General features: G+C 23.6%; 20 protein-coding genes and 1 pseudogene. 7 read left to right on the forward strand and 14 right to left on the reverse strand.

Going from position 1 to position 23,349, the window contains the following annotated elements; all coding sequences use genetic code 4:
• Positions 1-2: 2 nt before the first annotated feature.
• From rpmH to F795_RS06565, 4 genes are all read right to left on the reverse strand, one after another.
• Entirely contained in the window at positions 3-149 is a 147-nt protein-coding gene (gene rpmH / locus F795_RS0101815; RefSeq protein ID WP_022936027.1) for a 50S ribosomal protein L34, read from the reverse strand.
• A 160-nt stretch (positions 150-309) separates the two neighbouring features.
• Complete coding sequence (locus F795_RS06560; protein ID WP_022936028.1) at positions 310-612, reverse strand: hypothetical protein; 303 nt, start codon at positions 610-612, stop codon at positions 310-312.
• A gap of 2 nt (positions 613-614) precedes the next feature.
• Complete coding sequence (locus F795_RS0101825; protein ID WP_022936029.1) at positions 615-2,273, reverse strand: ATP-binding protein; 1,659 nt, start codon at positions 2,271-2,273, stop codon at positions 615-617.
• Positions 2,274-2,289: 16 nt separating this feature from the next.
• Positions 2,290-2,985 (reverse strand): PHP domain-containing protein, encoded by a 696-nt coding sequence (locus F795_RS06565; RefSeq protein WP_022936030.1) that lies wholly within the window; start codon positions 2,983-2,985, stop codon positions 2,290-2,292.
• Positions 2,986-3,643: 658 nt separating this feature from the next.
• Here F795_RS06565 and F795_RS0101835 point away from each other — a divergent pair.
• Complete coding sequence (locus tag F795_RS0101835) at positions 3,644-4,405, forward strand: TatD family hydrolase (protein WP_022936031.1); 762 nt, start codon at positions 3,644-3,646, stop codon at positions 4,403-4,405.
• Positions 4,405-5,187 carry a 16S rRNA (adenine(1518)-N(6)/adenine(1519)-N(6))-dimethyltransferase RsmA gene (gene rsmA, locus F795_RS0101840; RefSeq protein WP_022936032.1) on the forward strand — a complete coding sequence of 261 codons (783 nt, stop codon included), beginning with the start codon at positions 4,405-4,407 and terminating at the stop codon, positions 5,185-5,187. Before F795_RS0101835 ends, rsmA begins: the two co-directional genes overlap by 1 nt.
• A 673-nt stretch (positions 5,188-5,860) precedes the next feature.
• On the opposite strand, the gene gap is transcribed toward rsmA, so the two are convergent.
• Positions 5,861-6,865 carry a type I glyceraldehyde-3-phosphate dehydrogenase gene (gene gap / locus F795_RS0101850; protein WP_022936034.1) on the reverse strand — a complete coding sequence of 335 codons (1,005 nt, stop codon included), beginning with the start codon at positions 6,863-6,865 and terminating at the stop codon, positions 5,861-5,863.
• Between the two features lie 129 nt (positions 6,866-6,994).
• Between gap and F795_RS06570 the strand changes: the two genes are divergently transcribed.
• Positions 6,995-7,699, forward strand: coding sequence for a hypothetical protein (locus F795_RS06570; RefSeq protein WP_022936035.1), 705 nt, complete (start codon positions 6,995-6,997; stop codon positions 7,697-7,699).
• Positions 7,700-7,737: 38 nt separating this feature from the next.
• Here the strand turns inward: F795_RS06570 and F795_RS06575 are convergent, their stop codons facing one another.
• From F795_RS06575 to F795_RS06585, 4 genes are all read right to left on the reverse strand, one after another.
• On the reverse strand, positions 7,738-9,153 hold the full coding sequence (locus tag F795_RS06575) for a hypothetical protein (protein ID WP_022936036.1): 1,416 nt from the start codon (positions 9,151-9,153) through the stop codon (positions 7,738-7,740).
• 61 nt (positions 9,154-9,214) lie between these two features.
• Positions 9,215-9,670 (reverse strand): hypothetical protein, encoded by a 456-nt coding sequence (locus tag F795_RS0101865; protein ID WP_129619148.1) that lies wholly within the window; start codon positions 9,668-9,670, stop codon positions 9,215-9,217.
• A gap of 11 nt (positions 9,671-9,681) precedes the next feature.
• The gene (locus F795_RS06580; protein WP_022936038.1) at positions 9,682-12,195 is read right to left on the reverse strand and encodes an OppA family ABC transporter substrate-binding lipoprotein; all 2,514 of its coding nucleotides are present in this window, start codon (positions 12,193-12,195) and stop codon (positions 9,682-9,684) included.
• Entirely contained in the window at positions 12,174-13,205 is a 1,032-nt protein-coding gene (locus tag F795_RS06585; protein WP_022936039.1) for a ZIP family transporter, read from the reverse strand. Before F795_RS06585 ends, F795_RS06580 begins: the two co-directional genes overlap by 22 nt.
• Before the next feature lie 87 nt (positions 13,206-13,292).
• Between F795_RS06585 and F795_RS06590 the strand changes: the two genes are divergently transcribed.
• Both F795_RS06590 and F795_RS06595 read left to right on the forward strand, forming a co-directional pair.
• The gene (locus F795_RS06590) at positions 13,293-15,230 is read left to right on the forward strand and encodes an MAG3240 family lipoprotein (protein WP_022936040.1); all 1,938 of its coding nucleotides are present in this window, start codon (positions 13,293-13,295) and stop codon (positions 15,228-15,230) included.
• A gap of 1 nt (position 15,231) precedes the next feature.
• The gene (locus F795_RS06595) at positions 15,232-16,251 is read left to right on the forward strand and encodes an HxHSH motif-containing lipoprotein (protein ID WP_022936041.1); all 1,020 of its coding nucleotides are present in this window, start codon (positions 15,232-15,234) and stop codon (positions 16,249-16,251) included.
• Here F795_RS06595 and F795_RS0101890 read toward each other — a convergent pair.
• From F795_RS0101890 to F795_RS0101910, 5 genes are all read right to left on the reverse strand, one after another.
• Positions 16,248-17,402, reverse strand: a complete 1,155-nt coding sequence (locus tag F795_RS0101890) for an ABC transporter permease subunit (RefSeq protein WP_022936042.1) — start codon at positions 17,400-17,402, stop codon at positions 16,248-16,250. The genes F795_RS06595 and F795_RS0101890 overlap by 4 nt on opposite strands.
• A complete protein-coding gene (locus tag F795_RS0101895) occupies positions 17,395-18,372 on the reverse strand; it encodes an ABC transporter permease subunit (protein ID WP_022936043.1) in 978 nt (325 codons plus the stop codon). The genes F795_RS0101890 and F795_RS0101895 overlap by 8 nt, the downstream gene beginning before the upstream one ends.
• 126 nt (positions 18,373-18,498) lie before the next feature.
• Entirely contained in the window at positions 18,499-19,350 is an 852-nt protein-coding gene (locus F795_RS0101900; RefSeq protein WP_022936044.1) for an HAD hydrolase family protein, read from the reverse strand.
• 281 nt (positions 19,351-19,631) lie between these two features.
• A complete protein-coding gene (locus F795_RS0101905) occupies positions 19,632-20,891 on the reverse strand; it encodes a CNNM domain-containing protein (protein ID WP_022936045.1) in 1,260 nt (419 codons plus the stop codon).
• Between the two features lie 118 nt (positions 20,892-21,009).
• On the reverse strand, positions 21,010-22,248 hold the full coding sequence (locus F795_RS0101910; RefSeq protein WP_129619150.1) for a hypothetical protein: 1,239 nt from the start codon (positions 22,246-22,248) through the stop codon (positions 21,010-21,012).
• A 124-nt stretch (positions 22,249-22,372) separates the two neighbouring features.
• Between F795_RS0101910 and def the strand changes: the two genes are divergently transcribed.
• Both def and F795_RS06600 read left to right on the forward strand, forming a co-directional pair.
• Entirely contained in the window at positions 22,373-22,933 is a 561-nt protein-coding gene (gene def / locus F795_RS0101915; RefSeq protein ID WP_022936047.1) for a peptide deformylase, read from the forward strand.
• Between the two features lie 152 nt (positions 22,934-23,085).
• Positions 23,086-23,349 (forward strand): annotated as a pseudogene (locus F795_RS06600) (IS3 family transposase); the annotation flags it as partial.

The following is a 23,349-nucleotide window of genomic DNA, read 5'->3' on the forward strand; positions in this document are numbered from 1 at the left end:
TATTATTTGTTATCTGATACAGTTAGTCTATTTCTTCCTTTAGCACGTCTAGCTGCTAAAACTTTTCTACCATTTTTTGTAGACATTCTAGACATAAAACCATGTACTTTAATATGTTTACCTTTTTTAGGTTGATATGTTCTTTTCATATTATTACTCCTATAATTAGTGTATAAAATTATTAAATAAAATAATTAACATTTTACCAAAAAATCAAGTATTTTTACAATATTTTCAAAATTAGAAAATTAATTGCGTTTTATACTTGATTTTTTATTAATTTTTGTGAAAAAAATTTAAGAAAATAAACTACTTATTATTGTATTTATTAACAAATTCGGTAAATAATTCGTTAATAAATTTGATTGATTCAGCAACATCACTTTTTTCATTAATTTGTTTTTGTGCACTTTCTGTTAATTTAGGTAATTCTAATTTATCTTCAGCAATAGACACAGTTCTAATAATAAAATTATTAATATTTTGTTTGCTTCAGTCGCTTGGCTGACTTAAATCTATTTGTATAGAATTTTTGTTTTTTGAATCAGCGCTATTTGTTATAGTAATGTATTTATTTCCATCTTTTTTTTCTACATAATCAATTGTTATCATAATTATTTAACTCCTTTTTTATCTTGTTCATAAATTTGTTTTCTTTCATTGAAAGCTTTTGTTCCACCTTCAAGATATACAATTTTTGCATCATCATTATTAATTAATTTATTAATTACAAATTTGTCTTCTAATTTATCTGCAAATATATTTGTTACAATGCTATTTCCTTTTATTATTGAACCTATGTTTGCATTATGTGTGACGATAAACACTTGTTTGCCTTTTTCAACTTGTTTTTGAATTAAAGGAAGAATATTTTCATATATAGTTTTATTATCAAGGTTATCTTCAATTTGGTCTAATAACAAATAGTTATCATTAGGCACATTTTTAAGAGAATTTATAGCGTGAGTTACACCAAATAAAGTTTTTTGTCCTGTTGAAAGATTTTTATATTCTACATTTCCTGCATAAACTTTAATTTGATCTTTAAGTAGTTCCTTAACTATTTTTTCTTTATCTTGTGAGGGCTTTGGTGTTACTAATAAAACGTCCGCAACAGTATGTGATTTATTTGAAGCAGTAACTATTTTATTAAGTAGCATATATTTTTGATCTTCGCTAATAACAAACTTTTTAACTTTATAAGAAATGCTACTATTGTGAGAATCAATTTCTTCTAATTCGGCATCAAATTCAAGTTCATTTTCAATAATGTCTTGATATTTATTTTTAATATCTTTAGCAAATGAGCCAACTTTTGAAAAGAATTCCAATAATTCATTTTTATCAATTTGAACTCTTTCTGTTTTTCTAACTTCAAGTTTATACTTGTTTTGCAAGTTTGTAATTACAGATTTAAAACAATTTAAAGCGCTTATATATTTGCTTAATGTATTGAAATGTTTATCATATGTTTTATATAGAGCAGCATTTATTTTAATTGCTTCTTGGGTGTTTTTTTCTAATTCTTTAATTAACTCTTCGTTAATTAGCATATTATTAAAATTACTATTTCCTTTGTGAATTTCGCTTAAAACAGAATTACAATTAAGCTGGGTTACCTTTAATTCATCACGATATTTAGAAACTACATGTAAAAGTTCAGATATAGTTGTAGAAATATCATTATTATCATAATTAACTAAAATAATATTATTAGTAGAACCTCCTGAACTTTTTAAAGATTCAAAGTCAATTGCAGTAGTTAAAGGTAAACGTTCATCTAATAAGGCATTAAATTCAGTGACTTTATCACGTAAATTAAAAAATTTATCTAAACTATTTAAATCGTTATATGCTATCTTTTTGCTAAATAAGTTTAAAGCTTTTAATTTTCTTTCTTCTACATATTCTGTTGAATCTAAAGCATTTTTTCTTTTATCATTTTGACTTATGTATCCAGGAAGTTGCTTTTGAAGTTCAGACATTGCTAAGTCAAAAGAATTTTCCCTGTTTTCAGTCTCAAAGAAATAGCCAAAATCTTGGACATTAATTTTGGTATTATCAATTGTGATAGTATCTAATTCAAAATTAGCTTTATCTCTAATTCAATCATATTCATCTCTGAACATTTTTTTATTTATAATAGCTTCAGCTATTATTTGTAATAAGGTACTTTTTCCAGTTCCTTTTTCGCCAACTATAATATTAACTTGACTACTCAAATCAATTTTTGTTGTTTCAATGTTATTTTTTATAATTAAATTTTTTAACATTTATTTGCTTCCTTTCTTAAATAATTTTGTCCATATCAATTTTCTTTTTATTGATATTTTCTTTAATTTCTTTAAATGTAAAATTACTTTTATCACTAACTTCTACATATGAACAAAACTTTCCGTATTGTGGGTATTTTCTTCAAGTATGAGTATCACTAAAGTAAACCACAGGTAATTCGGGGTTTTGCTTTAAAATTTTCTTTTTGTTAGTGCTATTAAAATCCGTTACATCCAACCCATCAACTTGAGAACCTTCAATATCTTCTCATTCCATATTATCTTGAGCTTTTCCGGCATGTGGAAAAATCATAAAATTAAATTCTTTTTCTTTAAACAAGTTAACAGCTTCTTTGTAAGTTAGTTTATTATTATTATTCCTAAAAACTTTAGTTGTAAGCGCATGTAATGATTCTAAATTGGAATTAGGATCAAATACTATTATTGCTTGGCCTATTTGACCATTATATTTTTTAAGGTTAACTTCCAAACCTGGTAATAATAAAATATCTATTTTATTATCATCTATTAGCTTTAATCTTTTAATATAACTATCCAAATAAAAATTATCGTGATCAGCAAATGAAGCAACTTTAACTTTATGTTTTTGCAAAATAAGTAATTTTTCTAAATTAGATTCTTCTGATATATTACTACCAGTATATGATGAATCAGTTGAATGCACATGAAGGTCTATTTTAATTAAGTTCATTGAACTCCTTTATTTTTTTAAAAATAACATAATTATGATTTTCTTAAATATAATAGAAATTATTTATTTCAAAATATCTGATATTTAAAAAATATTAAATATATGATTTTAAGTTTTTATAAGTTACAAAATAACTATGTATTTATAGATTTATATTATTTTTAAAATTAATAAATTAAAACAATAATATAAAAGATGTTTTACATTTATTTAATTTAAATTACATCTTATTATTTTATTATTGATGTAATTGTATGAAGTATTTAACACGAGTGACTATTTTAAAAATATCTTTTTACGCATTTACTTATTTTTAATTTACTTAGCCCTAATGGGGTAGAAATTTCATTAAAGTAAATTTGTTGTATCACTATTTAAATAGGTCATACAAAAAAATTATACATCACTTATTTTTAAAGGTGTGCAAAATTTTTCAATTTTTTGTAATTTTTGATAATCATAAAATAAAATCTAATAATCTAGTAGTTTTTAATTTATATATAAATTAAAGATAAAAATTCCTAGTTACTTAATAAATTTGGTTTTTAATAAAAATTTAAATATCATGATTAAAAAATGAAAGATAAGAAAAAATAAATTATTTTATAATATATTTAATAATCAAATGTTGATTTTTTGAAACTATAGGAGAAAGCAAATGAAATATATAGATATACATACACACCCTTTTAAAGAATACTATGATAATCCTCATAATGTTGTAAAAGAATGATATAAAGAAAATATGGAACTTATGTTTGTAAATGGTACTAGCAAAAGTGATTGTCTAGAACTATTAGAACTTTGTAAAAAAGAAAAATATTTATATCCTATTATAGGAATACACCCAACAGAATGCAGTGGAAAAAGTGATGGAGAATTTTTAGAATCTATAATTACAAAGGATGTTATAGGCATTGGAGAAATTGGTTTAGATTATCATTATGACAATAGCCCTTCAAAAGAAACTCAAAAAGAAAGCTTTAAAGCTCAACTAGATGTTGCTTTAAAACATAATATTGTGGCTGTTTTGCATATTCGTGATGCACTTGAAGATGCTTTTGAAATAATTACCTTACCTAAATACAAAAATCTCAAAATGATATTTCATTCTTTTAGTGGTGACATAGAATATGCTAAAAAATGTTTAAAATATGCTAATTTATATTTTTCATTCTCTGGCGTAGTTACTTTTAAAAATGCCAAAAGTTTACAAGAAGCTTTACAAGTTATATCTATAGACCGTATATTTTGTGAAACAGATACTCCTTATTTAGCACCCACTCCTATGCGTGGAAAACCTAATATAAGTCCATATGTAGAACATATATATAAATATATTGCTAATGCAAAAAATATTAAAGAAGAAGAATTAGTTAAACAAATTAGAGATAATGTAAAGAAAGTTTTTGGTGTGTAATGGAAATAAAAGCAAAGAAAAAATTTAGTCAAAACTTTTTAATTAATGACGAAATTATTAATAAAATAGTTGACACTGCAGAAGCAAAAAATAATGAAATTATTGAAATTGGTCCTGGTTTAGGTGCTCTAACTTTACCACTTTCTAAAGTCGCAAAAAGTATAATTGCATATGAAGTTGACAAAGATTTAATAACTTTTTTAGAACAAAAATTTGCTAATTCTAATGTTAGAATTATTGATCAAGATTTCTTAAAAAGTAATTTAGAAGGCAAAAAAGATCAAATAATTGTGGGTAATATTCCCTATGCAATCACTACTGAAATTTTATTTAAAATACTAGAAAACCACGATTTTATAAAACATAGTGTTCTAATGGTTCAGAATGAAGTAGGCCTTAGAATTACATCTAAACCCAATAATAAACAGTATTCAAAATTGTCTGTAGCTTTTCAAGCTATTGCAAAGTGCAGTAATGAAATATTTGTACCTTCAATATTTTTTGATCCAAAACCACAAGTTGATTCATGTGTTATCAAAATAGTTTTTAATAAAAAACAACTTGACTATGATTTTAAAAAGTTTTTGAATTTTCTAAAAATTTTCTTTCAATTTAAAAGAAAAACTTTGGTAAATAATTTAAAACCAAACTACAAATTACCATTAATAAATAAAGTTTTTGATAAATTTAATTTGCCAAAAGAAATTCGTTCAGAACAAATTGAAGTAGCCAAAATAATTGAAATATTCAAGTTTATTGAAAATGAAAAAGAAGCAAATTAATTGCCTTCTTTTTCGTTATTTATTTTTTGGTTGTTATACATAATGGAATATATATTAAAAAAATAGTGATTAAATAAATGGAATAAATAATAAATGGCAAATGTATAAAATCAGATATAAGATTAAATACTGAAGAAATAATAATAGATAGTAAACAAATGAACAATGAAATTGACACAATTATAAAATTAGTTTTATTTTTCTTAGAAGTATCTGCAATTAAAATAAGTTGTTTTCAATAAAATATAGCAAAAAAACTTTTAACTAAATTATTTTTGTTTCTTAACAATATAATAAATTGAGTTATTCATATTATAAAGAATGATAAATAAATTAATATAAATGAAATAATGTATATATCTTTTCAATTTTGCATTTTTTTTAAATAAATATGGTGTGGCCAAATCTCTTTCAATCTACTGTTGTAATTATTAACGATAATAATGTAAATAGCTATAAAAATCAAAGAAGCCAAAAACAAAATGTTAATTAAAATATTAAAAGTCAAAAAATATTTTTTAATTTTATTTTCCATTTTGTTTCCTTAAAATTTTATCAACTTGTTATTATAAAAATTATAACATTAAACTTATACATTTAAACTTACTTATTTATTGAAGAAGAAAAAGAAGCAAATTAATTGCTTCTTTCTAAATATCGTATTTAATGTACACTATTTTATAAGTTTTGCTAAGTGTTTTAAAGTTCTAACATATTGTCCAACAAATGAACTTTCATTATCATATCATGCATAAACTTTATATAAAGTTTTACCATCAACTGTAAGTGATGATGTTAATTTTGAATCAAAAATTGAACCTGCATTTGCGCCAATAATATCACTTGAAACAATTTCATCTTCTGTATATATTAAAGAAGGTGAAGCAGCTTTTTTAACTGCTTTATTAATGTCTTCAACACTTGGCGATTTTTTAAGTTCTAATGTAACATCTACCATTGAACCTGTAATAACTGGTACTCTTAATGCAATTCCATTCATTTTTCCGCTAAGCGATGGAATAACTTTTCCTATTGCTTTTGCAGCACCTGTAGTAGTAGGAACAACATTTTGCGCAGCTGCTCTAGCTCTTCTTAAATCTGAATGTGGTGCGTCTTGCAATCTTTGATCTGCAGTATAAGCATGCACTGTAGTCATGTACCCTTTTTCAATACCAAATTCTTTTTCAATAACATTCATTATAGGTGCTAAACAGTTTGTAGTACATGAAGCAGCTGAAATAATTTTGTCATCCTTGTCTAATATTTTTTCGTTTACTGAATATACAACAGTTTTAATACCTTCGCCTTTTGCTGGCGCTGTAATTAATACTTTCTTAGCTCCAGCTTCTAAATGTTTTGATGCTCCTTCAAGTGTAGTGTATCTACCAGTTCCTTCAACAACAATATCAACACCTAATTTTTTTCATGGTAAAAGTGCTGGATCTTTTTCAGCAAATACAGGATATGATTTGCCATCAACAATAATTGCATCTTCTTTAAATGAAATTTCATTTTCCATTTTTTGGTGTGCAGTATCGTATTTTAGTAAGTGAGCTAAAGTTTTAGCATCTGTTAAGTCATTAATTGCTACAACTTCTAAATCTTTATCCTTAAAGATTTCTCTAAATACTAATCTTCCGATTCTTCCAAAACCATTAATTGCTATTTTTTTAGCCATATTTATATCTCCTTTGATTTTAAAAATTATTATTTATTTAAATTAAATATATTGATTAATATGTAATTAATTATACAAGATTTTTAGTTCACTAACCTAATTTGATAATATAATTTATAATACATTATTATGAAAAAGAAATTGTTAACTCTTCCTTTAATAATAGGAACTAATTTATTAGCTCCAACTTTGACTTTGTCTTGTACAAATCCTAAACCAGAATGAAATAAGGAAGTAACTAGCAGTAATAATAAAGATAATTTAGAAAATGCTTATTATGATAATCCTAAATATAATCTAATTTCAAGACCTAATGAACATAATGAGCCCAATGATAAAACCATAACAACCATAATTGGTAAAATTGAAGCTGAAGATTTTAGTAAAGAAGAAATACTAAATATTTTTAGTTCCTTCGACGTACATATAACTAAAGAAGGAAAAAAATATACTAGAGATGCATTCTATACTAAAATGATGGATATAGTTAGAAGAAATATATTAGGTAATGGTAGATATTTTGATGAAGGTAGAATTAGCTTTGAAGAATTATTTTCAACAAATGAAGAACTTTTAGATTTAATTAAAATATCTTTCCCTGATTTAACAAAATATTCAAAATATAATGAAACATTTTTTGAAATTAGATATAACTTTGAAAAGTCAACTTTTCGTGACACAATTATTTTATATGCACAAATTTATCACACTGACAAAACTCACGTATGAAGAAATGCAATAGAAAACATAATTGAAAAACCAATATTGCGTCATGATCCAGGATATAAATTAGGCCCAATATTTGCCAAAGAATTTGGTGGATTTAAAGAATAATAAAAAAACCACAGCTGTGGTTTTTGTTATTCTAAATTTTATTCTGTTTTAAGATTAGTTAATTCTAAATTTCCAAAATATGTTTTGTGAGCAATATCGTCATTTTGATATTCATAAGCATGTATTAATACATATCCTTTAGATCTTTCTATTTCATTTCCATTTATAAAATCAAAGAATAATTTTGAACTAGTGTTACTTGGATCAATTTTTTCAAAGGTTACATATTTTTCAAGAGCTTTAAGCAATTCGTCAAAACCTTTTGCTTGAGCATCGTTTAATTCTTTAAGAAGTTCATCAATTTTTAAATTTTTGGCTGCTTCTTTTGCTTTGCTTTGGAATTTATAATTTCCTAATATTATTTCTTCAGGCGCTAATTCTTCTTTAAAGCCTGATATTTCAAACATAAAGCTTTCTTGGATAATGCCGTTTACTTTTTTAATAATTGTTAAGTGAACTAATCCAGCATCTTTGTGTGAATGTGATAATAGAGATACTTCAAAAGTAGTATTAGGTTCAAGAGTATTTTTATCATATTTATATGCTACTTTATACTTGTCTAAAACTTTAGCAATATCTTCTCAAGAAGTAGCAAATTTTATATCTGCAACAAAAGCATCAGCGCTTATATTCGATGCATCTTCCGCAGTTTTTCCAATAGCAATTCCTAATTGTTCTTCAAAATCGGAATTGCTACCATCATTAAGGTTTGTAATCTTTAATTCATCTGCTTCTTTTTTATTAGCTAAGTCATCATTTTCATAAGTAAATGCTTCTAAGTGTAATTGTGCAGCATCGGTAAGTATTTCAGCTTCATCAAAGTCAAATCAAATTTTTGAAGTTGTATTAGTTTTATCAATCTTTTCAAAATTTAAGTATTTACCTAATACTTCTAATAATTTATCAAAGCTTTCTTTTTGTGCTTTTTCTAATTCGTCTTTAAGTTCAGCTATTTGTAATTTTTTAGCTTCCTTTTTTGCTTTTGTTTGGAACTTAAAGTTTCCAATGGTAATTTCTTTTTCTATTTTTTCAACTTTAAAACCATAGATTTCAAAACGTGTATTTCCGCTTTCAGCACCATTAACTTTTTTCATTATATCTAGGTGAATCATTCCTTGATCGGCATGTCCATGAGTAGAACCCATAACTTCAAAAGTAGCGCCTTCTTCTAAATCTTTAGGATTATATTTATATTGAATACCATATTTGTCAAAAATTTTAGCAATAGCTTCTCATGATTTAGCTTGTCTAATTTCTTTAACAAATGTATTTACATCAAATTCCGAAGCTTTTGTTGCTTTTGTAGCTACTTCAATACCTAAAGCTTTTGCAAATTCAACATTTGGTACGGGATTTGGTTTAGGATTATTAGTTTTACATTTTGCGGCTACTAAACCAAATGTAGTTGGCAATAATGCCAAACTTGATAAGAATATTTTATTAATTTTTTTCATATTAATTTCTCCTTAAATTAGTAATTTTTTGTATTTATTTAATATTATATACTTTTTTATTTTAAGAAACCTCTAGAAGTACTTCTTCGGCAACTCCATTAGGGTTTTCAATTCCAAATTGTGCACAACTTACTGTTCATCTAATAACAGGTAATTCACGATCTGTGACAATTCTTAATTTTAATTCATGGCCCAAAGGCAAATTATTTACATCCATAAAATCTATAATTACGTACTTACGTAATTCTTGATCGAATTTTATTTTTTGAATATTTGATTTATATTGTTCTTGTTTATCAAATAATAATTTTTTAATTTCTTCTTTACCTTTGCCACTACCATCATTGTATTTATTTATACCTGCATTAGTTAATTCAAATCTAAACTTTTTTCTAATGTTTTCAATTTGACTGCTATTTAACTTAACATTATTTAAAATTGTAGTTTTACATTTTGCAGCAACTAATGGTAAAGTTGGCAATAAAGTCATTGTTAACAAATAAAATTTCTTCTGCATTGTACTCCTTTCTACGTACTACCCTTAATTAAAACATCTTGTAAATAACTTAGCCCATTATAGGTAAGTGGTTTAACAATAAATTTTTGATATATAACTTTTGAATATGTACTATTATCTATATTATTTTCAAATGATATTGTTAATGAAAAGATATTATTAATTTCATTAACTAAATGAATTATTTGTTCTGTACTAATTTGAATTCTATTAAAATAGTTGTTCAATATATTTTTAATTTTAGTTTGATCTTCCTTAGTAATTAAATCATTAACTTTTTTATTATAAAGCATGTTATATAGTATTAAGTCAGCATCTTGAATTTCCTTAATCAATGATTTACATTCTTTATAAACTTTTTCGTTTGTTACTTGCAATGATTTTACTAAGTGAATGATATAAGATAAAGATTCACAATTATTATTCAATAACATTTCTTTAATAAAGAAAAGTGCACTATCTTGTTTAATATCTAAACTTTGTTCTTTATAAATAGATGCGTCTTTTTTAAAATATTCATAATACAAATCATAGTTGTCAATATATTTAACTTTAGCTTTTAGTAATGGGTGAATTTCAGCAAAAATGTCTTCAATTACTTTTATTGCTTCTTTTTGGTCACTATTTAAATTGTCAGATAAGATAGGAATTTCTCAAACAATATTACTTTTAATTTTATATTTAAAATATTCTTCAATAATGTTTGATAAATTCTCTTTAATATTTGAAAAATTTGCAGCTTTTAATTTTTCTTTAATATTAAATATATTTTCATTATTAATAGTTTTTTCTTTATTAATATATGGGAACAAAATTTTGCCACCATTTTGTAAATCAATTACTGAATTTAGATTTTGAATTGCATCTCTTAAACTACTATAATTTGTATTTTCATTTTTATTTAAACTATTAATTAATAAATCTACTGGCGCCTGAGAAACTCAAACTTCATTATTATTATTTAAGATATCAATAATTCCATATTGATTTATAACTTGATTTATTAAATTCTTAAATAAAATAGTTTTAGTATTAAGATTATTTTTTAAATCATAGTTTTCATCAAAGTTTTCTAGACCATAGTAAAGGTTGGCAAAATGATTATTAAAATGTAAATTTTTTCCTTTAGGAAAATTATTTAAAATAATTTTACTTGGAGCACAATTTTTCGAAAATGTTTTTGTAAAACTAATATTATAATTAGCATAATTACTAAATATTTCATCACGTTGGCTCTTAGTTAATAAATTTAAATCAACTGTTGAAACAATATTTTGCTTAAAGGCATTAAACATTTGTAATCCAAAAGTTTCATTGGCTATTGGTAAGGGATTATATTTATATATAACTTCATTTAAATGTCTTTGGTTTTGTCAAAAAGTAAACTTAGTTTGATAATTAATATTTCTATATAATTTTGTTTCGTATTGATTGTTAGAAGTTACATAATAATATGAACAAAATAATGTTTTATCAAACGTTTTTCCATATTCATAAAATCAATTAAAGCCTTTATTGTAATCAAATAAATCATCACCGTATTTTAAAGTTAAATAATCATATGGTAAAGCATCCATTATATTTGAATAGATAAGAATTTTTTTATAAAAATCAGTCATATCTATTGGTAAATTACTATTAGATTTAAAAGTTATTTCCTCTAAAACATTTTCATTTACATCATTTAATGACTCGGGTTCTAGGACACTTTTGTCTATATTATAAAAATCAAAAAAGTCATCAATATCTTCACCATTAAAATATGGATTTAATTCATCATAATTACTTAATTCTTTATTTATTAAATTCTTATACAGCGGATTGTCTTGAATAAATTTGTCTCTAAAGTTTTTATTTTTAAATCTAGATCTTATCAAACCCAAACGAAAATCACGCATAGTAATTGGATATTGTTTATTATCTATAAAACTAGAACCTAAATTATTTATTCAATAATTTTTTAGATTGCTTCCTGAATTAATTTTTAATGTTATAGAATAAGCATTTTTTAAAGCATTAAAAAAATTTTTGGAATTTATTGATCTAGCTTTACTTGAATCAACAAATAAATAAGGGCTATAAAATCCATTTCCTTTATCTGGTGTAGGGTATAAAATATCACTTTCAGAACCTGCCGAACCATAAATTACTTTTTTAATACTATTATTATTAAAAATAATACCTGGATCATCTTTATTAAGTTTAATAGTAATAGATTCACAATGTTCTAGTTCATATCAAAGTTCTGTTGGAATTGTTGTAATATTATCCCTAAAATCAATTTTAGGCTGATTTTGGCTGCTTAATCTAATTAACTTTGCAGCTGATGCTAAATTAATTTCTGAAAGGTCACTATTGTAATTTAAAGGATAAGCATAAGCAAAATTGCCGGCTTTATTCGAAGAATTTCTTTTAATAATAAAGTTATCATGATCTTTATTATAGTCATTAGTGCATGATACTAAAATTGTTGGAACACAACCCAAGATTAAAGAAGATAAGGTTAAAAATGAAATCTTTTTCATAGTTTAATATCCTCCTTTAATATTTTTAAATTAGGATCAAATTTAATTGAGCTTGACACTTGACTATGCGTATGGAAACTTAACATTATTAAGGTTAAAATAATTCCTAGAGCTAATAAAGTTAAAGTAGTAAATATAGTTTTTCTATCTTCATTTCTAAAGTGAATAAATTCAGGTACTAATTCAACAATAGCCATAAAGACAATGATAACACCACCAAAAATTTCTCAAGAAGGCATTAATCAACCAACTTTATTTATATATTTACCTAAAAATGCTCCGATAAACATTATTGGAACTATTAAAAGTAAAGTTACAAAATTAAATAAAATAGCTTTACCTTTCTTTTCTCCATATTGTAATTGTCTATAATAAATTAAAACTACTTCTAAAAGTAAGTGAATATTAAAAGTAATAATTAAACCTAAGTTAGCTTTATTTATTCCATTAGCAGTAAGTTGATAAACTGATATACCTAAAACTAAGCCATCAATAATTCTATGACTTAGCATCATAAGAATTGCAACTCAAGCGGCCTTAGGGTTATCAATATCATTAAATGAAATAATATGATCTGAGTGTCCATGTTCTGCATGATCTTTATGTAATTCAACATTCTTAGATTTTTTAGCAATTAAGTATTTACTTAAAATAACTATTCCTAAACCTAAAAAAGCTGTTACTAAAACTATAATAGCAATAAACGCTTGCTCAATTCTAACATTTCCACCAGTATATTGATATCCACCTATAGCACTTGAATCATGGAATCAAGTTTCAAGGCCTATGTATCCTTCTTTAATAAAACCAGCTGCTCCGATTATTAAAAACATTCCAGTAGAAAATGCATACATATATATGGTTGCTTTTTTATTAATCTTAATTTTAAAGCATGATAAAAGCCCCATAAAAAGTAATGGTACTGAAAATAATATTAGTGAATAAATTAAAAGATTAACAAAAATTGTTAATTCAAAATTGTTATTAAATTTTTCAACATTAAAAAACATTGTTACTTTCTACAAAATTGTCAAAGCAATTTTTTTATTTATTTTGCATTTAAATGTTCAAATTAATTATAATATATTTAAAATAAAATGCACAAAAATAATAAACCAAAATTACTATATTTTTTGACACTAGGAATTTCTGTTCCTACTTTTGGTATTTCTCTTGTAAGTTGCAATAAAAAAGAAACTTATTTAGATATCTCTAAAATTTCTAGAAATTATTTAAGTAGATTAAATATTTTTCAGCTTGCTAATTTTCATAATCAATACAAAATTTTTTATTTTAAAAAACATAACAAAAGAATTTATTATGAAAATGCTTCTGTTATTAATGGAAACATGCATTTAACTTATAAAAATAAAAATGTAATATATAAACCAGATTTTACATTAAGTAATTTTTGAAAACAAGAATTAAATAATTTCAATACTTACTATATTGCAAATACTGATATTAAAAGTTTTGCTAATGTAAATGATGCACTTGTAGAACATAGTTTCGATTCAGTTGATTTAGCTAATGGATTTAATGATGAATGATTATTACAACTAATTGAAAAAAATAATAAGGACTATATTAAAGGTGACAATACATATTTTGAAGACATGCAAACTGTAATTTTCAAAGTAATAAATGATTTCAAAAGTAATTACTATTTATTAAACACAAGAAGAAAAGTTAATGCAAAAGATAAAAATGTATTAAAAAATATTATGTGAAATCCTGAATACATTCAAGCTTCGACATGACTTCAAGATGAATATAAAAATCAAAGAGAAGAATTTAAAAATAATTTAATACTTTATTTAAACAAATTTAATTATGGTATTAAAGATTTAATTTTAGATTGAACTTTAGAAGAAAAACTTTCGCTTACAGGAGAAAGTTCATATGTACCTTTTAAAATAAAAGATATTATTAATTTTGAAGGTAAATCGATAATGGATAAAACTAAAAGTAATATTACATATTACATTAATGGTTTTAGAAATTATAAAAGCACCAAAAAATTTGGTGTAGGCTATCAAGGCCTACAAGAAGAATATCCTTTATTTAATGAATATATTCCCAACCCATTGTTAGAAATTAATGGTGGAAAATATATGAACATAATTGATAATATTAATGAATTTATAAAAGGCGGCGCAGCATCTTTTGAATATTGATCAACCAAAGGGATAATGTATTTATTTAATTATTTAGTAAATAAAAATGTATTTAGTATTAATATCCCTGAAAATAAAAAAGATGAAGATCTTAAATATAGAATAGTGCGTTTTGACTTTACTAATTATTTAGGAACAAACCAACTATTCAAAGCAATAGTTGAAGTAATTAAAAAAGATGGAACCAAGAAAAACTATGTTTGAATTAGTTCTAACTTTGATGACCACGGGCATAAAATGAAAGGACAAATATTAAAAAATGTATATGGTAAAGATTTAGAAAGTGACACTGCAAACTTTTATAATTACAAAGATGGCATTAGTCCTATTCCTAATGGTATAAAATTAACAGATTTTTTTAATACTAAAATTTTTAAAACAAATGAAGTAATAGATCAAAACGAAATAAATAAGGTTTATCAAAGTGTTGCTTTTTATAAGCTACTAAATAAAGCATTTAGTAAATTTAATGATGAATTAATTTATTGAAATAATGACATAAGAAGCTCATATGAAGCTGGTTTTTTAAATACTGATTCATTTCAAATACAAATGTTAAATTCATTTATCAATAATTATTTGCTTTCATATTCTTTAGAAACTAATGCAGGAAAAGTATACAGTGGCATAAAAAGAATTGATATTGAAGTTTTAGATTTGCCATATGATTTCGGAAGAGTATATCTTAAACTCAAGTTTGTTACTTTTGAAGATAAAGTAGATTACAAATTTAAATCTAAGGGTGAAAAAACATTAGCATCAATATTTTTATATTGAAATGGATTTAAGGGCTATGATTATTCTAAAGATAGTAAAACTGTAACAATCGAAAAAATAGTTGAGGGTGAAGGTAATTAATATGAAAAAAATATTTAAGAAAACTTTATTAACTTTTAGTTTGATACCTGCTTTTTTACCAACAATTTTAACAAGTTCATGTAAAGCAGAAGACTATGAAAAAATTGACGATAATATTTCAAATGATGATAATAAAGCAGAAAAAATAACTTATAATTCTCAAATTGCTAAAAATATTTATGATTTATATACCAATGATATGTCTAATTTGTTTGCAAATTTAAAAACAGAATATTTTGCATACAAAAAGGAATGACAACCTTTAAAAAGAAATTATGAAATATTAAAAAGTCTTTTAAATGGTAATTTAAAATTCGAAAATCAAGCTAATGCTAATTTTAATGAATATAAAGAATTTTTAAAAAATTGATTCCCTTCAACTGATAAAGAATATAAAGAAGCAAAAAATTTAGGTCTTGCATTAAATAACTATGATTTAATTTTTGCCGATGTTGAGGCTGTTTTAGCTGACACTAATTTAGCTTTTAATAGCAAACAATTTACTTCAAATTTAAAAATCATTGATGACCGTTTAAATAAAAAAGATATACCTTTAGAAAAATTGCAAGAAGGTTTAATTTCAGTTTGAAAATTTGTTGTTGCTCATTTATTTAATTCAAAAAAAATAACTAAAAAAGAAGATTTGGATAAAATAGATTTAAAAATCAATAAAAATTCGCATACTCACTCTCATGCAATTATTAATTTAACTTATGAACTTTCTTTATGACATGACCGTCTTTTAAAGGAATTAAATACTGAAGGCAGTCAACTAATAAGTGACTTAGAAAAATTAGATCAATATATTATTAATAATACTAATAATATAAATTGACAAGGTAATAGAAAAGTTATTATTGACAAACTTAATTTATTTAAATCAAATACAATAGAAATAAAAATAAATGATATTAAGTTTCAACATAGTGGACAAGTTATATTAGATAAATTAAAATTCTTGCTAAATTCTGTTGCTACTAAAGAAGGACTTAAAAAAATAAACTTTGATGATATTTATTAAATTTGTGGATTATAAGTTGCAGATAAAGCATTGTAAAATAATTTAAGTGATGCACAAAATCCAATAATCAAAATTGTTGTAGTAACAATATAAAAAGGATTAATAGTTAATGATGAAAGTGCTTCTTTAAAGATTGTCCCTATATTTAAATTATTAGTTTCAGATAAAAATTCAAGAAATGCTAAAGATGATAAACATAAAATTAATGTTGATAGTCTGCTTCCTATCAAAATAATTAATGACGGCAAAACTAATTTAAATAAATGTCTATATACAATTTGAATTTTATTTAAACCAATTGATTCACTAGCTAAAATAAATTCTTCAGATTTAAGCTCATTAATTTCGTGTTTCGATATTTCGTAAAATTGAGTTCAAGAACATAAAATTAATGTTATTAATATTTGTCATCAATTAGTACCAATAAAAATTGAAAATACAAATATCCAAATTACTTCAGGAATTGCGTTCAAAATATTAGCAACTGAATCAATTAATTTTGCATATCATTTATTTGAGTTCAATGAATACAATGCGCCTAAACTAAAGCCTATAAATAAATTAATAAAGATGGCTATTAAAATAACAGAAAAAGTATAAAGCATAGATATTAATGTTCTAGAATAAATATCAATACCATTAGCATTAGAACCTAAAATTAATGGCCTAATATTTAATTTAAGATCAGTATATTTACTTAAAGCCTTTAAAAAATCATATGGGTTATATTGTAAAAATACAATATCACTAGTAACAGTAAGCTCGCCGCCACTATCTAAAGCAGAATCATAAAATATTTGAAATATTTGCGAACTATCTAAATTTTCTAAGTTCGCAATTTCTCTTATAAAGTCTAATTCTTTACCTTTTTCAAAACTTCTTATTACTATAGAATTAGCTGCAATAGGTAAGTTTCTAACAAAATTAATGTTTGAAAGTGGTTTAGTTGGAGAATATTTGACAAATGCAAGCATAATTAAAAATGTTAATAAAACAATGCCAAAAAATGCTAAAGCAAAAATATTGGACTTTTTAGAAAAGAATCTTTTTCAATATAACTTTGTTGTTGAAATGTAGTGTGCACTTTCTATGCTTTCATTTTTCTTATTACTTGCAAACTTTAAAAGGGATTCATTTATGTTATTATGCATTTGAAACTCCTTTCTTAATTAATATTTTGTTAGGTTTTTTAACTTTTAATAATGAAGCATTAAAAATTTGAGTTTGTTGGATTGGATTAATATAATCTAAAATAAAGGAAATAATTATTTTAGAACTAAACAAAATTAAAAGTGAAATAACAAAATAATATAAAACTAAATCTATTTCTCCATATTTAAAAGCAAATGTTAAAAATAAACTTTGTCCCGGAATTGAAAAGATTCTTTCTATAACTAGCGAAGATGAAAATAGAACTATATAAAATGAAACTAAAGATTGAAGTTGTTTTATAACAACATTTTTTAAAACTATTTTAAAAATTAATTCTTTCTTAGAAAACCCTAAAGATTTTGCAAATAAAAAGTAATCAGTTGTAATTGTTTCCTTAGTTGATTTTCTTGCAATTAAGAAAACCATACTAATAGTTTCAAAGGAAGTTATTAAAATGGGTACAAATAAAGAACTAAATGTATATTTAGAATTTAAAAATTGCGATGGATATTTAAATATATAAGACATACTCAAAGCAATAATTGCTATTAATATTAATGGAATGGTTGCTAGAAAAATTACAATAAAGCTTAATGTTTGATCTAATGCTTTATTATAATTAAAACCTGAAATTATACCTAATGTAGTTCCTAGTATTACTGAAAGTAAATAGACTAGCAATGTAAATAAAATGGTTCACTTAAATTGATCAAAATATAATGATGCAATTGATTGATTAGTCATACTTAACTCATGACTATAAATTTTGCCTCCATTATATTGAAAGAAGTTTTCAATTCATTTTATAAAACGAGAAAACAAGTTTTTATCTATTTTTGATGATACTGAAAAGTTTTTTGCAATTTGGTTTTTTAGCATAATATTAATTGCAAAAAATGTAACTATAATAGATAAAAGAAATATAGCTATATAAATTAATATTCTTAAGAAAATGGTTTTTTTACGCATTTAGTTTCTGTTTCTACATTACTTTAATAAGTAATAAATATCTATAATTATAATTTATTTTTTAAACACTAGCATTATTTTTTAGATTATTTAATTATTAATAAAAAAATAGCACTTTTTAAAATGCTACTTTTTGTTTGAATCATTATTATCAATACCACTAAGTTTAAGAAGCAATTTGCCAAGGCCAGCTTTTTTATAATGGGGTCCAATAACTTTAGCTTGTTTTTTAATTAATTTTATAGAGTTTGCCATTGCTATAAATTCGCCAACAAATGGTATGGTTGTGACGTCATTACCTGAATCTCCTAAATGAACAGTTAATTTAGGATCTACATTTAATAACTTAGAAATAAAAGAATCAGCTAAACCTTTGGAAGCTTTAGAACTTGTTATTTCATAAGCGTATCCTTTTGCAATAATATCAATTGCAACATTGATATGCTTTTGCATTAGTATTTCTTTTAGCTTCAACATGTTTTTCTTTGACTTACCAAAAGCTAAGATTTTAGTGCAACCATCTTCAAGAACTGGAATATCTTCATAAGGTAAAACAGAAGAATGTCTAGATCACATTTTGATTCATTTAATTCTTGAAGCTTTTCCATATATAGGTGCAGCACTATTAAACATCATAAACATTTTTTCTTCTTTTAAGAAATTAATAACACCTTCTAGTTCATCACTAGGAATTGGATATTTAGCAATAATCTTATTTTCCTTATCAATTATTAATCCACCATTTTGACAAATCGCATATGGGCTTCCAAACTCTTGCATTAGTTCTACTACAATCTTAGAATTAATTCTGCCTGTTGAAATTATCACAGGAATTTTTTTATTTACTAATTTTATTGCATTTAAATTTTCATCACTTATATGCAATTTTGCTTTGTGAGAATCTAAAGCAGTTCCATCTAGATCAATAAAAAATGCTTGAGGTTTAAAGGTTAATTTTATATCAGTTTTTTTGTTCATAATGTTATAAATTATATATTGATAAAAAGTTTTTAATAATATATTAATTTAATTTATTAATAGTTTGAATAAACTTTCTTGCTTGAATAAGCACTATTTATATGCATTTTAAGGCTTTTAATTACAAAATACATAGAATTAATCATTTAAAACAAATAAAGGTTTTTAAATAAAAAGCTTGTAATTTAATTAATAAAAAAAAATAGAACAAATTAACTTATTTGAAGCACATTTGTTCTATTTTTATGCATATTAATTTCATTAAAAAATGAATTTTTTAATTAATTTCCTCAATCAATTTCAAAAATATCACTTGAATTTTTGGTTGTTTTTTTCTCAATTAATTTAAAAGAAATTTTTTCTTTGTAATCAAATTTGGAATTTTTTCTTGGTGTATGTTGTAACTGTTTTTTAAATCATTCATATAAAGTCATATCTTTTTCTTCTTCAGGAAGTTCAAAGTCATCAAACAAATCTTCAAATTCTAATTGCTTTCAAAGAGTCTTCATTTCAACATTTCCCTTAGCTCTACACTTCTCTAAGCTAATTTCATAGATGGTTTCATCATTATCAAACTCATCATAAATTTCACCAACAATTTCTTCTATGATATCTTCAATAGTAATAATTCCTATTACTTTATCTGAGCTATTATTGTTTACAACAAAAGCCATTTGCGCTCTTGAATCACGCATTTTTTCTAGTGCAACAGATAAAATTGAATTTGCTGAAACTGTAGGAACTGTCTTTATATAGTTAAGAATATTCCCTTTTTGTAAATAAAAAATATCTTTTAAATGTACTATTCCAATTAAGTTATCATCTTTTTCAATAGGTATTCTTGAATAATTTGTTTCCTTAAATTTTTCTAAAACTTCTTGCATAGAAGATTTTCAACTAACATAATCAACATTTTTCAATCTTATAAAATGTTGTGAAACTTTAGCAGAATCTAGGTCCAAAGCATTTTGAACCATAGTAGATTCTCCTTGTTCTAGAACCCCTTCTTCTTTAGCAATATCTATTAAGCTTTTAACTTCTTCTTCGGTATTAGTAATATATATTTTTTTACCGATCTTACTAATAGGATAAGTTAAAGGAATAAATAATCAATAAAGCATTTCAATGAATCAATAAAATGATTTAATAACTCCAACAGGGTGTGCTTTAGCAACTACCTTTGGAACTACTTCTGAAAATATAACAATAATAGGAGTTAAAACGCAAGTTGAAATAATAACTTGTAAGTTAGACTTATTAGTAGGAATTAATGTACTTAATAAATAAGAAAATAATGCTGAAGAAGCAATGTTAACTAAATTATTAGCAATTAGTATAGTACTAATTGTTCTATTAAAGAACATGTGTTGCTTTTTAATTAACTTAGCGCCTTTTTCTTTATTATCAATCATAGTCTCAATTTTTGAAGGATTAATTGAAGTATATGCTGTTTCACATGAAGAAAAAATGGCACTAAAAGTTAAAAGTAAAATTAAAATAATTGAATAGATTAAGTATTTTGCTCACGGCAGTGGGGTCATTTTTTTATAAGCTCCTCTTATTAAAAAATTTAAATATAATAAAATATTATATACTAAAAGTTTTAATATGCAAAAAATCAAAGCGCTAACATTAAAACTTAAAAAGTATTTTAATAATTTAATTTAATTGATTAGTTTTTGAACTTATAAAATGATTTTGAATTCAATTTACACTTATATTAGCTACAGAACTAACATATAAAGCAAATGGAACTATGCCTAATAAGTAATATATAACGCCCACATAAACGATATATTTATGTTGTTCTTCATCTGTTATATTTTCTAAAAATTCATGTGTTAATATTAAACTAATATTCATTAATCAAATTAATGTAAATCTAATAATGTATTTTATTAATGCTACTTTATTGTTAACTGTTTTCAAATACTTAATTGAATAAACCAAAGTTATTAAATTAAAGATTAAAATTATTGCCCATAATAAATACAAAGTAATATATTTAAGTAATATATCTGTATCTAAATAAACTCTATAAACTCTCAACCCATAAAAACCATGTGAATCATGATAAATGGCTAAAATAGTCATTGCAATAAAATAAAAATAATTTAATATTATTAAAAATATATTAATTTCATTAACAATAAGAAACTTTTTAGTATTGTGCTTTTTATTAATATTAAAAATGTCTGATAGTTTAGTGAATGAATATAAATATTCACTAAAAAGATTTAGATTTATTTGAATATTATTTTGTTTGATTACAGATCTAAATTTGGTTATATTGGTAAATGTGTTTAAACATAAAAAAATATTTAAAAGCTTACAATTTTGGTTTTGTTCATAATCTTTTACTAAAGCAAGGAAAATATTGCATTTATTAATTGACTTATTTTGATTTCCAAAGTTATTTATGTAAATAGTTTTCAATTCTTGTAGATTATAAAAATCAAAATATTTTAAAAATTTTTTATAATTTTTATCACTGATATTTTTTATTCTTAGTGACTCATATTCTTTTTTTATCTCTTTATAATATTGATATTGAAAAGTAATTAAATAATATACAATAGCCCACTTAATAAAAAGATATGGATTAAGATTTTGATAAGCTAAAATTAATTTAAGTAAAATTACTTTAAGTACAAAAATAATATCATAAATAATAATAGCTGCTGTTGCAAATCCCATAACAATGTTAGTTGCTAGCATAATATGAGCTTCCGTTTTTATTTTAATATTAAAATGTAAAAATCCTCCAATGGCTAGTAATGTTGAATATAAAATTCAGAGAATGCAACCAACTAAATTTATAGAAAATCTTTTAGATGGTTTTTTACCCAGAATGTCACTTTGAGCCATGTTAAGTAATTCGAACATTTCGTTATTCATTAATAATCACTCCAATTAGTAAAACATGCATCTCAATTTTTCTTATCTGCAATTTTAATTTTAATATTGTTCATTAAATAAATTATATTGTAATTAATTATTTTAAATATATAATACTTATATTATGTTTAAATTTGAAGATGTTACACTAGTTACTTTACCAAATGAAGTTTTAAGAAAAAAATCTGATAATGTTCCTTTGCCTTTAACAAAGGAAGACGATTTATTAATACAAAAAATGATGTTTCATGTCCAAAATAGTCAAGAAAAAGACACTAAATTCCAACCTGCTGTTGGAGTGGCCGCTGTGCAATATGGAATATTAAAAAATATATTTTATATATTAGTAAAAGATGAAAATGAAAACATTATATTTGATGATGCATTAGTAAATCCAAAAATGAAAGGTCATTCAGATTCTAAAGCTGCATTAGGCGAAGGAGAGGGTTGCCTTAGTGTAGATCAAAATATATTACACCAAGAAGGTTATGTTCCTAGATACTCAAGAGTTATTATTGAAGCTTATTCATATAAAGAAAAGAAAATTAAAACTTTTGATGTAATTAATTATGTAGCAATAGTTATGCAACATGAATATGACCACCTTCAAGGAAAATTATTTATTGATCACATTGATAAAAAGGAACCTTGACATTTGCCAAAGAACACAGAAGTTCTTGAATAATTAAAATACTTTGTTTTTTAAAACTAGAACACAAAATTTTATTCTAATTTTTTTATCAAAAAAGCACAACATTGTAAACTAGGACAAAAAAATTGGACTCAAATTAAAAAAAATTGAGTCCTTTTTTTTCATTTTAAGTAAAGGAGATAATTATGGGTAGACAATTAAAAATTAATGAGTGACTACAAGTATTTGACTTGTATGAAAACTATAAGAATAATAAAATTTCCAAGAGAGCATTTGAATATGAATATTTAAAAATTTGCGGTTCAAATAAAATTTTTAATAGATATGTAATTCGTTGAATAAAAATTAAAATTAAAAAATATAATTTAGGTATGAACATAGAATCTAAAACCGGTAAATCACCTAAAAAAGGAAAAGGAAGCGGCCGTCCAAGAAAAAAATTTCCATTG

Origin of the sequence: Metamycoplasma orale ATCC 23714, from assembly GCF_000420105.1 — a bacterium.
Lineage (GTDB): Bacteria > Bacillota_I > Bacilli_A > Mycoplasmatales > Metamycoplasmataceae > Metamycoplasma > Metamycoplasma orale.